The following is a 14,515-nucleotide window of genomic DNA, read 5'->3' as shown; positions in this document are numbered from 1 at the left end:
TAAATATATTAAGGAGCTACTCTACCAACTGCTATAATATATGAAGGATCATTAATCTTTATCGTCTTATTTACCCAAAATGTCTGTCCACCTTTAATCTCAGGAATATCTTTCATTTACCGGTCTAGTATATGAATCTAATAAAAAACCACCTGAATTGAATTGGACTAATGGTGAATATCTGTTTTTCCATTTCAATTAATTCCAAATTAATTAAAATGGAAGAAGAACATAATAAACAAGGTGCTAAATTTACAGAAAAAGTAAAGAAAGTACTTGGAGGAAAAATACTCAAGTTCAATCTTTAAAAATAGGGCTTTCAAATATATCCTCTTTTGCTTTATTAAGATGCTCTTGCATATACTTTACTGCTTTTTTTGCATCCCGTTCATATATCGCCTGAATGACAGCCGCATGCTCCTTGCATGCACTAGTGATTCTATTTTTATTTTGAACAGCAATAATCCTTAATGACAATGCGTTATCCCACATCTTTATTATTAAATTTTCGAGTTCCGAATTTCCCGAAAGACGTGCTATCGTAAGATGAAACTTTTTATCATTTTCTTCAAACTTTTCAATTTCATTTGGTTTAATTTCTAACATTATTTTTTTGAGCTTATATAATTCTTCAATCTCTTCCTTTGTTGCATTAAAAACTACCTGCTTTGCAGCATAGCACTCCAGCAAAGCCCTTAAATCCCAATTGTCTTCCACGAATTTCGCTGATAATTCTGCAACGGAAACCCCTACATACCGAGTGTATGACACCAGACTTTCACTTTGAAGCATTCGAAATGCCTCTCTTAATGGTGTTCTGCTGACATGCAGTTGTTTGCATATATCTTCTTCTTTCAACTTTGTTCCCGGTTTCAAAGTACCATTAAGTATGAGTTTGCGGATCTCAGAAGCTAAATTTTCAGCAGTTGAAATATTTGCTTCCTTATTAAATTCTATATTTGAAAGCATAAACAGCCTCCTATTTAAATTATTGTTAATTACTCTTAATTAATCCTTAATATACCTATTTATATAAACAATCATATTGTATACAATATGATTGTTTATATAAATTTTGTATACAATTATACCACATAATATAACTTTAAATAATCACTGTCAAAATTTTTATATTGCTGTGAATTTGCCTTAAAAAGATGATAAGCAAAACACTGTATGTCAAACTATATATTAAATAGTTTCCCGTTTAAACTTTGAAACATGTTGTTTCAATAACACTGTATATGTTTTTTAAGCTAAAGTGCTGTAAATCTTATCTTTAAATTCACCTTAACTTCTCTACTCACTTAACTCTCAGTATGATATATAGAAATTTTATTTTTTATAGCAAATATACCCCATAGAGTATCTTTTTTTCACAATCTACTCTATAGGGTATTTTTTTGGGGTAATATAATCTTGTAGAAATGTTTCTTAATAGTCGGTACTAGAGAAGGCAATGCAGAAAATGTTTCAGCTGCACTTCTCTGCATTAACTAACTATAATACGTTAAGACTTTGTTCAATAATGATCGCAACTAATTTTTCTCTAAATCGCATTTTCTTTTTCTATATTAACACCACTAACAGCTGAACTTTTATCCTTAAGTGTTAACGTCAAGACACCTGCAATAGCCAATGAAGCAGCCAAAATTAAATACGCCATTTGGTAGGAGCCAGTACTTGTTTGACTAAATCCAACTAAATATGGCCCAACCCAACCACCAATGTTTCCAATTGAATTAATCAAGGCAGTAGCAGCAGCTGCTGCTGAACCTGATAAGAATGTAGTTGGTACTGACCACCAACAACCTTGACCAATATATACACCTAAACAAGTGATACTAATAAATATTAAGCTTAATGTTGGGTTACTCGTAAATGTACCTGCTGCCATACCAAACGCACCAATAAACAATGGGGTCGCGATATGTCTTTTTAATTTACCAGACTTAGAAGCCGTTACACCATTAATAATAAAACCAATTAATCCAATAGTCATTGGAACAAGCGTTAAGAAACTTACACCTGAATTACTTAATCCAGATACGGATCGTAAAACCGTTGGCAACCAGAATCCAAAAGCCCAGAATCCACTAATCCACAAGAAGTAAATGAGACATAACTTTATTACTGTTTTATCGGCAAACACTTGCCATATCGTATATTGCTTTACAGAGCTTTTTGCAGCTACTTCTTGCTCATACTCTTCCATAGTAGCCTTTCTTTCTTCTTCCGTCATCCATTTAGCATCTTTAGGCCAATCTTTCAACCAGTATAAAAGGAAAATTCCAAAACCAACTGCTAAAACTCCTTCTAACAAGAATAATATCTGCCAACCATGAAGCGTAAATAATGCAAAATCTAGATCCAATCCTATTAATAGACCAGCTAGAGGTGCACCGATAATGCTAGAAACAATCAGAGAAGTGACCATAATGGAAAGTGCTGCAGGTCTTTCTTTCATGTTAAACCAACGCGGGATAATAACTGAATAACAAACCGGATAAAAACTAGCTTCTGCTGCACCGATTAGAAAGCGCACAATATAGAATTGACCTGGTGTTTTAATAAATGCCATAAGGGCACATGACAACCCCCAAGTAACCATGATCCTTACAAGCCATTTGCTTGGACTTTTTTTCTCAGCATATACAGAGCCTGGTATTTCAAATAATACATATCCAGCAAATAGAATTCCTGCCCCCATTCCAAAAACCTCAGCAGAAAAGCCTAATTGCTCATTCATGGTTAAGGCAGCATATGAAAGATTGAGTCTGTCAAGATATGCTAGTAACGAACCAATAAAAAGCGGTAATATAATGTGTAGGTATTTTCTTCTTGCAAGGCTACCTCTTATTGCCATACATTATTCCCCCAGTAAAATAAGTTTAGAGATAATGGTTGAATCTACTGTTTCTCCTATTTTGTCTAGCAATATTTTTGCATTGATCGATCCTATCAACCTAATTCGTGTTGAGTACTGACTTTATATTCGAGAGTCGTGCCGCCTAATAGGGTATTCTCAATCTCGTTTCTCCCTTAAATAAGCGCTTTCAAAATTTTAAAATTAGTTGGTGAGAAACGACATGCTCAAGATCAACTCTAATGAGCATGTCGTTATTTCACTAATCCTATCGTCAAGTGATATTATCGCTCACATATTTTATAGTTCCAACTTTTTAGGATAACCACTGAATAATTCATCAATGTCTGTTAACCCTGCAAAGACTTCATCAATTTGCGGATTTTTTACTTCTGAATCAGGAAGGGTACGGTAAACCCAAGTTGTATTGTAATAATGTTTGAAAGTGTTATTTTCAGAATAAGCATTTCCTCCCCATGTTCCACATCCTAATGTGAAAGTCCATGGCATTGGATTGTTATTACCACCGCCATTATTTACACCAGTATTTGCATTAACAGCAATACGAGCTGTTTTCGTTCCAAATGCGAACTTTTTAATGTTCTCTTCATTATGACTTTGAATTGCACATGAATGACCTGAACCTGAAATTGCATGTAGCGTATTTGTTAATTCAATAGCATCATCCACATCTTTTACTTTCCAGACAGCAATTACTGGGGCCAATTTTTCTCCAGTCATAGGATTATTAGCGCCTAGATCAGTTTCTTCAGCCATAAGAAATTTTGTATCTTCGTTTACTTTAAATCCGGCAACTTTAGCAATATCTTGTGGTGAATGAATGATACAATCTACATTTAAATGGCCATCTTTCCATAAAGCAGCAACCAATAAATCACGCTCTTCTGGTGTACACATATATCCACCTTGTGCTTTAAGAGCATTGATCATGTCTTCATAGACCTTTTCATGAATTGCTACTGAGTTCTCAGTAGAGCATCCTGCTCCCCAGTCATTTGTTTCTGCTTTCATAATTCCTAGAGCAGCATCTTCTAAATCTGCACTTTCATCTACAAAAGATACAGAGTTTCCAGCACCTACTCCAAATGCAGGTGTTCCAGAAGAATAAGCTGCCTTAACCATAGCGGCTCCTCCAGTAGCAATAACATAATCGGATTTAGCCATTAATTCTTCTGTTAATTCTTTAGAAGGCTTCTCGATACACTGGATTAAATCTTTAGGTAATCCTAAACGGCCTAAGAGTTCTCTAAAATCATTTACAACAAAATTAGTGATCTTTTTTGTTCTTGGATGTGGAGAAAAAATGATTGCATTCTTAGCCATAATGCTAAAGATTGATTGAGCAGAGACTAATCCTTCAGGAACCGTCATTGGTACTAGAGAAGAAAGTACACCAATAGGTTTTGCAATTTTAACTAGGTTTCCTTTTGGATCCTCTTCAATAACTCCTACCGTTTTAACACCATCTAATTGTGCCGCTAAGCCTAATGGTCGATCTTTATTTCTCGTTAATTTACTTTCAAGTCTTCCACTTCCACCATTTTCTTCAAATAGTCCTTTTGAATAGACTTCAGCTCGAGAAGTTGCTAAATATGCAATTTTTCTTGCGATTTCACGAACATCTTCTTGAGTTAAATGGGAAATTGCTTCCATAGCTTGTCTACCACGTTTAATAATTTCTTCAATTGTTAGTACCTTTAACATAATATTTATCTCCTTTTATTATTGGTTTTTTGTTATTTTTTCCATTTTATTAATTAAATTTTTAGCTCGTTCTACTATTGGAGCATCAATCATTTTTCCGTTCAGTGAATACACGCCTATACCATTTTGAATGGCTTTTTCGTATGATTCAATAATTGTAACAGCTTCTTTAATTTCTTCTTCACGAGGTGAGAAAGTATTATTGATTGTCTCAATTTGTCCTGGATGTATACAAACTTTGCCTGTCATCCCCAAAGATTTGGCCCTGTTAATGTCAAAGGTCAATCCCTCTGTATCTTTAAAATCCACATATGGACAGTCAATGGCATCCAGTTCGAAAGCTTTGGCAGCAAAAACCACCTTGTTTCTTGCATATAACAGTTCGTCACCAATTTTTGTCCGAGTAACACCTAATTCGTTTGTAAGGTCTTCCCCTCCGAGATGGACGCCGTCTATACGTTTTGCAACGCTTACAATTTCATCAACATTTGTAATTCCGTCAGCTGTTTCTATTAATGGGATCAGTTTGATTGTATTTTTTCCCCAACCTAATTCCGCTTCAATCGCAGTAATGATGACATCTGCCGTCAATATTGATTTCACACTTGCCTTAGGAATCACCAGCGTATGGGGTCCTTTCGGCACGATCGCCATCAAATCCATGATTCCTAAATAAGTATCAATTGGATTGGTTCTTACGATCACTTCTTTATTCGTTTGTTTGGCAGTAGCGATAAATTCTGAAATACTTTTTCTTGCTTCAACCTTTTCTGAAAAACTAACAGCATCTTCAAGGTCAAAAATAACGCTATCCACTTCCATTTCCAATGCCCTATTCATCATTTTAAGGGAGCTTCCCGGAACGTAAAGCAAGGATCGTCTTAAGAAATGGTTCCTCATCATATCACCCATCCCTATTTATTCGGCTCGATGATAGCCCTTTGTACTTCTTTTGATGCCGCTTTTTCAAGAGCAAGCTGTACCTCATCAAGGGAATACGTTCGATCTGTAAGAGAACTAAATGGATATTTATCATGATATTTTTCTAAAAACAGTAGTGTTTTATGAAGATACCATGGTTGGTAACGAAGAATTCCTTTAATGGTGATACACTTTCTCGTAATTAATCCGGGAACGATGGTCGTATTAAGCGACTCATCTACTAGAACATTCCCTAATTCCAGATAGGTACCGCCCATCCTTACAATCCGAAGTCCTTCATCAAAAGCTTTAGGTATGCCCGTAACTTCCAGAACAACGTCTGCTCCGTGTCCATTCGTAATTTCGTTAATACGAGCGATTCTTTTATCAACTGTGTCATATTCCTTCATGTTTATGACAAAATCGGCACCGAATTTTTTAGCTTCGGTTAGTCGTGTATCTACACCGTCAATGACAATGACATTTGCGCCCATTGTTTTTGCGATTGCTGATGCAAAAAGCCCAAGCCCACCAGCACCTTGAATGACAAAATAATCGTTTACTTTTAAATTGGAGTTATCCATCGCATACATAATTTGAGCAATCCCACAATTGGAACCTGCTGCTACATTATCAGGGATGTTATCTGGAACTTTATAAAAATACTGGTTAGCATGAATAAAGTAATGAGTTCCAAAACCACCGGTAAAGTGTGGATGCTTTTCTGAAATTTGCCCCATGAAATCGCTTCCATTCTCGCATAAATTAAAGTGACCACTTAAACAAGCTTGACACTTTTGACATGTCAGATAATAGACTGGAACAACTCTATCTCCTACCGCTATGCTTTGACCAGCATAGTCAGTTGTTATACCTTCACCAATTTCGACTATTTTTCCAACCATTTCATGTCCTAGTACATGATTTTTCAGGACATGCTTGCCCTCCCACATATGAATATCTGATCCACAAATATTAGCTTTGATAATCTCTAGTATGACTTGCCCTTTTTCTGCTTTCGGCAATTCATATTCCTTAATGGTCATTTCTTCTAAGCCCGTCATTGCCGCTACTCTTCCGTTCAATACACGTTCCTCCACCCTTAATAGATTTCTTTTTTTAATGGTTACAAAGATTTTTTTTAATTCAACTAATCTCCATCTATTTACACAATCCTCCATTTTTATTAGATTTATCCCCTAATATTGTATACAAAATTTGTTTTTATTAAATTTTTGTATACAATTTTCCGGTGGTTTAAATATAATAATTTTACTTTTTCTGTCAACGAATTACAGATTGTTGTACAAAAAGAAACAGAACATTCAAATTATTAATGCGAAATTTTCGAGCTATTTAACACAGCAACCAGATAAAATTCTATCAAAAACAACAGTTTTTCAGTTGTGTGCAAAAGTGATATTCAATTCCATAGGTCGCTTTCCTAAGTCAAGAAAATGTTAAAGGAATTGAAAGATTGAAACTAAACAAAGAAGGACTGTTAATGATTGAGATAACTGATGTATATTTTCTTAACACTGATGATCCAGATTTTAGTCCGGACCTTGTAAATTTTGAGTACACCCATAGTGGACGATTAAAAAGGCATGTTGTAGTGGTTTTTGTTTGTAAAATATAAGTTATATAATAAATGGAGTTAGATAAAGAGATTGAAAGAGAGAATTTAATTAATAAATGAGAAGAAGCCGTTTAAAGAAGGATATTCAGCAAAGACCCTAGCCTATTGTTGAGAAGATCAAAACTAGTTTCCACCTGATCTTAAAGCAAGATTTCTTGAATCTGGGATTGAACTATTTGAAAACGCTGAATTACTTCTCGGTTTACCGGAATATAAAGTGAGTTTACCAGGAGCTAGTCGTGCCTCACAAAATGATATCTTTGTTTTGCAAAAGGGATGTCACAACAGAAGAAAGAGCAGTTGATTTCTATTGCTGTTGAGGGAAAGGTTAATGAGGATTTTGGTAAAACTATTTGCAAGAGACTAGGTCTTGAACCTAGTAGTGGTTTAAGAAAAAGAGTTCAATTTCTACTTAAAACGCTAGAAATAAAACGGTTATCTTACACAGAGATTTCAGGCCTTAGATATCAACTATTACATAGGGCAGCCTCAGCAATTCTCCTTTCTCAAAAATTCACGTCTCCAAATGCTCTTATGTTGATTCACTCTTTTAGCGAAAGCGATAAAGGATTTGTAGATTACGAAAAGTTTGTTTCTCTCATTGGGCTACGGGCCTTAAAAAGCCGTATAATAGGTCCCGCTACTATTAATGGAAATGACTTGTATTTTGGGTGGATACGTGGAGATCCGAAGTTTCTTACATATTAATTTTTTTGAATAGTTCATATCGGTTTGCATCCAATTAAAGTAGTGATTATGTACTTTAAGTGTGGTGGAAAAATGGCAGATTAATTTCGATATTAAAGAAACCCTAGGGAGGTTATCACAATCCCCCTAAAGGCTGGAATAAAGAACTTACGCTTACTAGCTGGAATCGAAAAGAACTAAAATATAATTTGTGTGATTGCAATCCTGAGCAATAGGATTGGGAAGAGGCGTAACGTAACGATTGAGGAGTCAAGAATATTATTTTAATCAAACGATTGATTAAAATGAGGAAAAGCCTATTTTAAAGCGTTCTTTAGATAAGAAAAGAGGGTGACTGTTAGCCATCCTCTCTCATTTCTTTATCATCCAAGATCTGTTTTCAAATGGGGTTGGGCTATTGCGGGTGTTGCTGCTTTGAAAACACTTGCTACTGAATCAACTAAACATTTATCTGGTGTTTTGAGTAAAAAAATCCAAAAAATGTCTCAGAATACTTGGAAATATAGTTATCTAGCATTAGAGTTTTCAAAATAACAGTAGCAAGACGTAATTAAGGGACCTACCTAATAATGATAGGCCCTATAGATCAGTAGTACAATCAAATCAATTATATATTACTACCCTATTTAGGGTGTTTGAGTAATCTTATATTGATTTATTCGGTACACATCACCATACTTCCTTCAGATCACCTGTTTTCAATTCGAATCACAAACAAATCACTATGAAACAGTTATATTGGGTCACCTTGTATACTTGTATATTAGATCAATATATATTCTATCGAGGTTATTTCTAAAATAATTAAGAAGTAAACCTCACTAGAGCAACTGATGAATTTATCTCCTGGAATCTATGATGATTGTTCTTTTTGACGCTCATACCTAGTAGTTTTTATGTTCAAATTACTTATGTATTCCAGAACTAGAACGATGTCACTTTGAATAAGAGAATATGTAATTCATCACCTTTATTCTAGTGCAAAATAAAAACGACAATTAAGTCGCCTTTTCAAATCTTTTTAATAAAAATCTCCTAGCAGCAAGTTTTATTGTACCTCCCATAGCCCCCATCATTCCACTTCCATAACCAGATGAATACCACATGTTTCTTAGAACCGAAGGACTCTTTATCAGAAGAATACAGCATCCCATGAGTAATAGAAAATAAGAAAGGAAAAAAGATGCGACTAGGCATCCAAGTGAATACCTCAAAAACATAGTGGAACAAAATCATCGGTTTATTAAAAAGCGAGTTCGTTCTATCCTAGGATCAAAAACATTTGTTAGTGCGTCTTTCTTATTTTACAATCGTCACTTTTATATTTCTATTTTCAAGCAATTGTCTTGATACTTCATCGATTTCTTCATCCGTAATGATCTCATCCACTCCACTAGGCGGTACGATTATCGAAAACGCCAGTTTTCCAAACTTTGAGGAATCTACCATCAGGATTACAACATCCGACCTTTCGATCATTTTCTTTTTTAATAGCGCCTGTCCCTCATTAGAATCACTAAGTCCTTCTTCTAAGTGAATCCCCTTGCATGACAAAAACGTTTTGTTGACATGATACATATTTAAAGATCTCTCTGCTATCGGACCAACAAACGATAAAGACTTTGGCAGCAATCTTCCTCCGGTTGAAATAACCTCTATTTTTTCTTTTTTGCTCAATTCCATAACGACTTTAGTGGAATTGGTAATAACCGTGATCGATATGTTTGGCAAGGCTTTTGCCATATACCAGGCTGTTGTACTTGCATCTAAAATAATCCGGTCACCTTCGACCACCCGCTTTGCTGCTTCATAGGCTATCACTTTTTTTTCTTTGACATTTGTTATCACTCGTTCGGAAAAATGGATTTCCGAAACATCTTCTTGCAAGCTAACGGCACCGCCGTGGCTGCGTAAAAGTTTGGTTTCTTTCTCAAGCTTTTCGAGATCACGCCGGATTGTTTCTTCTGTCACTGAAAAGATTTCACTTAATTCTGTAACACGAATACTCGAACGTTCATTTACGAGTTCTACAATTTTTTGGTGTCTTTGAGCTACAAGCATACCCACACTTTCTCCTATCTACATAATCTTTGTTTGCATTTGTTTGTTTTTGTATTGTAACACAAATTAAGCCCTCTAAAGAAATAGAGAGCTTAGAAACTGTTTCTTTTTTTCACTGAAATTATTTGGCTATTAACTTAAACCCCTCAATAATTTCTTCAATGTCTTCATCACTAATATCGATTACTTTGCCAATACTTTTGGAGTACACCAATGCTTTTGCACTATATTCAGCTACTTCTAGTCTATCAAATACACTCAGTAAACTGTTTCCTGATACAACTGCATACCCATTGTTAATCAATAGGACTGGATTATCTTCGGCTAGTTTATCAGCAACCATCCTATTATGATCTTCGCCCATTCCAAAAGGCATTTTTTCTATATCCCGAAGAACAATGTAGGCCTCTGGAATTATGTGCGTGTTATATTTAACATCTGTCACTGCGTAGGCCATTAAAAACCTGGGATTGGCAATGATGACGGATGTAAGCTCCGGGTTTTTCTCATATATTTTTTGATGAAGCTCATAAAACTCACATGGTTCCTTGCCACCTTCACTAGACTCCTGATGAACAAGAACCAATTCATCTTCCTTTATATATTTACGGTCTTTTTGAGAAGGCGTGATTAAAATAGATCCATCTTTTAGTCGCGTTGAAATGCTGCCTGAAATACTTGTAAAAAGCTGACGATCATATAACCGTTCCAATAATCTGATCATTTCTTGACGGCAAAAAACCTCTTCAACAGAATGGTGCTTCACATCTATCTGTGGTAATTTTTTTACTTTATATAAATCTATTTCTTGTAAATCTTGTTCAGTCAGTTCAAATGGTTCCCCTATAGTTCTCGCATTTATTTCCATACAAGCGGTATCTTCAAGCGTTTCAAACAACATAAAAGCATCAAATATAGTAGATTTCCCTACCACTATACCATGATTCTCTAATATGACTGCATCTCCTCCTTTTGCAAATTCAGCTGAAATATTTTCTTTTAATTTGTCGCTTCCAGGAATCGCATAGGCTGCAACCTCAAGGGAGTCTGCTACATTCTTATACGCATGTAAAAGCAACTTAGGGTTTGGCCCTTTTCGAGCCATACTAAAGGAAACCAATGCCGGGGGGTGAGCATGTACAATAGCTTTAATATCGGGCCTTGCTTCATAAATTCCCTGATGAAAAGGAAGCTCTACCGACGGCTTATGTTTCCCTGCGACTGTACCGTCTTTTTTGACGCACATAATATCCTTTATGGTTAATGTTCCTTTATCAACGCCTGATGGAGTAATCCACAGGTCACCATTTTCATCTAGAATAGAAAGGTTTCCTCCTGAGATTGTTGTCATTCCATACTTATAGACTCGTTCCATAATCATAACAATTTGTTCGGCTGGATGTAGATTTTTATTCATACATTTCACTCCAATTATTTTTTTAATTCATTCATGGCAGTTGCTTGATTGAATTTTTCAATCATGAAAGATCCATTTTTTTCTTTTGGCTCATATTTTTTTATATCAAACGAGTGTTGTATTAACTGACGTGCTGATTGTAAATCGTTTAATTCATTTTCTGAAATCATTTGAACAAGTATATTCCCAATCGCTGTCGCCTCTGTTGGTCCAGCGTAAATGGTTTTCCCGCTAAGGTCAGCTGTAAGTTGATTCACGAATTCATTTTTCGCTCCTCCACCAACAATATGAAGTTGCTCGATTTTTTTTCCTGTTATCTCTTCTATTTGCCAAATAGACATGGCATAAATAATAGACATGTTTGTAAATATACAGTTCGCTAATTCGCCCACTGTATGTGGAATCTCCTGATTCGTTTCCAGACAATACTGTTGAATTTCTTTAATCATATTATCCGGATTTAAAAATCGTTTATCGTTAAAGTTGATAAACTGCCTGCACTCATTTATTTTCTCTGCCTCAAAAACAAACTGTTCGAAGTTGTAGTCTTCCTTCAAATGTCTTCTGACTTCTTGAATAACCCACATGCCAATAATATTTTTCAGGAAGCGGAAGGTTCCGTATGCACCCCATTCATTTGTATAATTGTTTTTTAGGGCTAAATCATTCACGATCGGTTCATCGCTTTCAATCCCAAGCAGCGACCACGTACCGCTACTAATATAAGCCCATTTCTCTCCTTTTCCTGGTGAACCGACAATGGCGGAAGCAGTATCATGTGAAGCTACGATAATCACTTCTGTATGAGGAAGATCAAATGTAGAAAAGCGTTCATTCATCAGTTTTCCTAATTGTTCTCCCGGAATAGCAAAAGGCGGGAATTGATCCTTTGATAAATCAATTAGGTGCAGTAACTCTTCATCAAACTTCTTCGTGTTTAAATTCAATAATTGCATCGAAGAAGCACTTGTAACTTCTGTGACCTTTTTTCCTGTTAAGCAATAACCTAAGTAATCAGGCACAGTCATGACATTTCTGGTAACTTTCAGCTTCTTTATATCTTCTTCGAACAATTGGTATAACGTGTTAAATGATAAGAACTGAATCCCTGTTTTTTGATAAATGATTTCTTTAGATAGTGTTCTAGTGACCTTTTCGATTGTATTTTCGGTACGCTTATCACGATAAGAGATAACTTCTTGCACTCTTTGTCCCTCATCATCCAACAATACGTAATCCGTACCCCACGTATCAATGCCGAGGGTACATTGGTCGTAGCCAAGCTTTTTTGCTGTTTCTAACCCCTTTAAGATTTCATTCAATAAATGATCAATATCCCAAAAACATGTTTCATTTTGAGTGGTAAAGCCATTCGCAAATCGATGGATTTCCTCAATTACTAGTTTCCCGTTCTCCATTTCCCCTAAGACCAGCCGGCCACTTGAAGCACCAATATCCACCGCAATATGAATCATTAGTCCACACTCCTCAATTTCTTTAAACCATGCATTATAGGAATGTTTTCCCGGCCAAAGAAGTCATGCAGTTCTAAATAATAAGCATAAAGTTGTTTATAAATTCTCACATGTTCTTTAACGGGTATAAAAGTTTCTTCTTTTACTTTTGCCATTTTAGAAGCTGCCTCTTCAATGGAATCATACCCACCATTTACACCGCCGGCAGCCGTGGCTGCGTAAATGGCTGCTCCTAATGCAACCACTTGTTCAGCATCTGCTATTTTAATTTCGCGATTTAAAATATCCGCATATATCTGCATTAATAATTTATTTTTTTGAGGTAATCCTCCACAGGCAAACAAATCGTTTATCACTATACCGGCATTCTCAAATGTTTCAATGATTTTCCGTGTTCCAAAAGCTGTTGATTCTAAAAGTGCACGGTATATTTCTTCAGGCTTCGTGGAAAGAGTAATTCCTACAATGACACCTGACAAATTCGCATCCACAAGGACTGTTCGGTTCCCATTCCACCAATCTAACGCCACTAACCCTGATTGCCCAGGCATTAAGCGGGAAGCCTTTTTTTCCAATAGGCCATGTAGATTGACACCTTCTTGCTCAGCTTCTTTCTTTACATACCCCGGAACAGCTTGCTCTATATACCATGCAAACGAATCGCCTACAGCCACCTGACCCGTTTCATAACTGAATGATCCGGGAATTATTCCATCTTCCACTACTCCACAAATACCCTCTACTGTTTGTTTTTTATCCGAAATTAACATGTGGCATGTAGAGGTACCCATCGTCATCACAAATTGGCCAGGATGAACAGCTCCTACAGCGGGAACACCGGCATGAGCATCGATAACGGAAACCGAAACAGCCGTACCAGGTTTCAACCCCATCTTCTTAGCCATACCTTCAGTTAAACCACCTGCCCGCCCAGCGATCGGTATCACTTCACCACGCATTTTTGTATCCAATATATCCAGAAGACGTTCATCAATAGCCGATAAAAAAGCAGGGTCCGGATACCCATCTTTTTTATCCCAAAATGCTTTATACCCGCTCATATTACTGCTGCGTACCAGCTCATTTGTTAGACGAAAGGTAATCCAATCACCAGCTTCCATAAATAGATCCGTTGCTTCATAAATATCAGGCGATTCACGCAACACTTGTAATATCTTAGGAAACATCCATTCAGAAGAAATTTTCCCGCCATATCGTTGTAGTAATGGTTCATTCCTTGCCTGTGCAATACATGTAACATCATCAGCTTCTTTTTGTGCGGCATGATGTTTCCATAATTTCACCCAACTGTGAGGGTCTCTTTTCCATTTCTCATCGACACAAAGTGGCTCTCCCTTTTGATCGATTGGCAAGATGGTACATGAGGTAAAATCTATTCCAATGCCAATCACATCATTCGAATCTACTCCACTTAACCGAATCACTTCCGGAACCGAAGTATATAAAACGTCCAAATAATCACCTGGATGCTGAAGAGCCCAATCTTTTTCAAGTTTACGTCCGTCTGGAAGCCTATTAGTTATTACACCATGACGATAAGGTGTAACATGTGTAGCCATTTCATTTCCATTCGCTATATCCACTAACAGCACTCTGCCCGATTCCGTGCCATAATCAACTCCAATAGTGTATCTGCCATTCATCCCCTCAACATCTCCTAACATGTTCACTCATTATGATTT

General features: G+C 36.2%; 12 protein-coding genes and 1 pseudogene. 4 read left to right on the top strand and 9 right to left on the bottom strand.

The window, feature by feature from the left end; all coding sequences use genetic code 11:
* Positions 1-297: 297 nt before the first annotated feature.
* From JFU50_RS28785 to JFU50_RS28765, 5 genes are all read right to left on the bottom strand, one after another.
* Positions 298-969, bottom strand: a complete 672-nt coding sequence (locus JFU50_RS28785; protein ID WP_201225366.1) for a GntR family transcriptional regulator — start codon at positions 967-969, stop codon at positions 298-300.
* Between the two features lie 580 nt (positions 970-1,549).
* A complete protein-coding gene (locus tag JFU50_RS28780) occupies positions 1,550-2,866 on the bottom strand; it encodes an MFS transporter (protein WP_201225364.1) in 1,317 nt (438 codons plus the stop codon).
* Between the two features lie 300 nt (positions 2,867-3,166).
* Positions 3,167-4,591, bottom strand: coding sequence for an aldehyde dehydrogenase family protein (locus JFU50_RS28775; protein ID WP_201225362.1), 1,425 nt, complete (start codon positions 4,589-4,591; stop codon positions 3,167-3,169).
* An 18-nt stretch (positions 4,592-4,609) separates the two neighbouring features.
* The gene (locus JFU50_RS28770) at positions 4,610-5,491 is read right to left on the bottom strand and encodes an HpcH/HpaI aldolase/citrate lyase family protein (protein WP_274608386.1); all 882 of its coding nucleotides are present in this window, start codon (positions 5,489-5,491) and stop codon (positions 4,610-4,612) included.
* Positions 5,492-5,505: 14 nt separating this feature from the next.
* Positions 5,506-6,597, bottom strand: coding sequence for a zinc-binding dehydrogenase (locus JFU50_RS28765; protein WP_242485276.1), 1,092 nt, complete (start codon positions 6,595-6,597; stop codon positions 5,506-5,508).
* Between the two features lie 720 nt (positions 6,598-7,317).
* Here JFU50_RS28765 and JFU50_RS32095 point away from each other — a divergent pair.
* The 4 genes and pseudogenes from JFU50_RS32095 to JFU50_RS31215 form a co-directional block, all read left to right on the top strand.
* The gene (locus tag JFU50_RS32095) at positions 7,318-7,455 is read left to right on the top strand and encodes a DUF6946 family protein (protein WP_446728200.1); all 138 of its coding nucleotides are present in this window, start codon (positions 7,318-7,320) and stop codon (positions 7,453-7,455) included.
* Positions 7,428-7,859, top strand: a complete 432-nt coding sequence (locus JFU50_RS28760) for a DUF6946 family protein (protein ID WP_201225356.1) — start codon at positions 7,428-7,430, stop codon at positions 7,857-7,859. The genes JFU50_RS32095 and JFU50_RS28760 overlap by 28 nt, the downstream gene beginning before the upstream one ends.
* 330 nt (positions 7,860-8,189) lie before the next feature.
* Positions 8,190-8,393 (top strand): hypothetical protein, encoded by a 204-nt coding sequence (locus tag JFU50_RS28755; protein ID WP_201225354.1) that lies wholly within the window; start codon positions 8,190-8,192, stop codon positions 8,391-8,393.
* A 669-nt stretch (positions 8,394-9,062) separates the two neighbouring features.
* Positions 9,063-9,155 (top strand): annotated as a pseudogene (locus JFU50_RS31215) (IS6 family transposase); the annotation flags it as partial.
* Positions 9,156-9,158: 3 nt separating this feature from the next.
* On the opposite strand, the gene JFU50_RS28750 reads toward JFU50_RS31215, so the two are convergent.
* The 4 genes from JFU50_RS28750 to JFU50_RS28735 form a co-directional block, all read right to left on the bottom strand.
* Positions 9,159-9,920: a DeoR/GlpR family DNA-binding transcription regulator gene (locus tag JFU50_RS28750; RefSeq protein WP_201225352.1), complete on the bottom strand. Its 762-nt coding sequence runs from the start codon at positions 9,918-9,920 to the stop codon at positions 9,159-9,161.
* Positions 9,921-10,041: 121 nt separating this feature from the next.
* Positions 10,042-11,337 carry a class II aldolase/adducin family protein gene (locus tag JFU50_RS28745; protein ID WP_201225350.1) on the bottom strand — a complete coding sequence of 432 codons (1,296 nt, stop codon included), beginning with the start codon at positions 11,335-11,337 and terminating at the stop codon, positions 10,042-10,044.
* A 14-nt stretch (positions 11,338-11,351) separates the two neighbouring features.
* Positions 11,352-12,812, bottom strand: a complete 1,461-nt coding sequence (gene rhaB / locus JFU50_RS28740; protein WP_201225348.1) for a rhamnulokinase — start codon at positions 12,810-12,812, stop codon at positions 11,352-11,354.
* The gene (locus JFU50_RS28735; protein WP_201225346.1) at positions 12,812-14,476 is read right to left on the bottom strand and encodes a ribulokinase; all 1,665 of its coding nucleotides are present in this window, start codon (positions 14,474-14,476) and stop codon (positions 12,812-12,814) included. Before JFU50_RS28735 ends, rhaB begins: the two co-directional genes overlap by 1 nt.
* Positions 14,477-14,515: the final 39 nt, after the last annotated feature.

Source organism: Peribacillus sp. TH14 (assembly GCF_016651145.1).
In the GTDB taxonomy this organism is placed as follows: domain Bacteria; phylum Bacillota; class Bacilli; order Bacillales; family DSM-1321; genus Peribacillus; species Peribacillus butanolivorans.
Note: the sequence above shows the minus strand (reverse complement) of the source record. Positions and strands in the feature narration are given on the sequence as shown.

Bases quoted from the DNA above. Each gene is read 5' to 3' on its own strand.
- JFU50_RS28785 (WP_201225366.1), bottom strand. From the start codon at position 969: ATGCTTTCAAATATAGAATTTAATAAGGAAGCAAATATTTCAACTGCT.
- JFU50_RS28780 (WP_201225364.1), bottom strand. From the start codon at position 2,866: ATGGCAATAAGAGGTAGCCTTGCAAGAAGAAAATACCTACACATTATA.
- JFU50_RS28775 (WP_201225362.1), bottom strand. From the start codon at position 4,591: ATGTTAAAGGTACTAACAATTGAAGAAATTATTAAACGTGGTAGACAA.
- JFU50_RS28770 (WP_274608386.1), bottom strand. From the start codon at position 5,491: ATGAGGAACCATTTCTTAAGACGATCCTTGCTTTACGTTCCGGGAAGC.
- JFU50_RS28760 (WP_201225356.1), top strand. From the start codon at position 7,428: ATGTCACAACAGAAGAAAGAGCAGTTGATTTCTATTGCTGTTGAGGGA.
- JFU50_RS28750 (WP_201225352.1), bottom strand. From the start codon at position 9,920: ATGCTTGTAGCTCAAAGACACCAAAAAATTGTAGAACTCGTAAATGAA.
- JFU50_RS28745 (WP_201225350.1), bottom strand. From the start codon at position 11,337: ATGAATAAAAATCTACATCCAGCCGAACAAATTGTTATGATTATGGAA.
- rhaB (WP_201225348.1), bottom strand. From the start codon at position 12,812: ATGATTCATATTGCGGTGGATATTGGTGCTTCAAGTGGCCGGCTGGTC.
- JFU50_RS28735 (WP_201225346.1), bottom strand. From the start codon at position 14,476: ATGAATGGCAGATACACTATTGGAGTTGATTATGGCACGGAATCGGGC.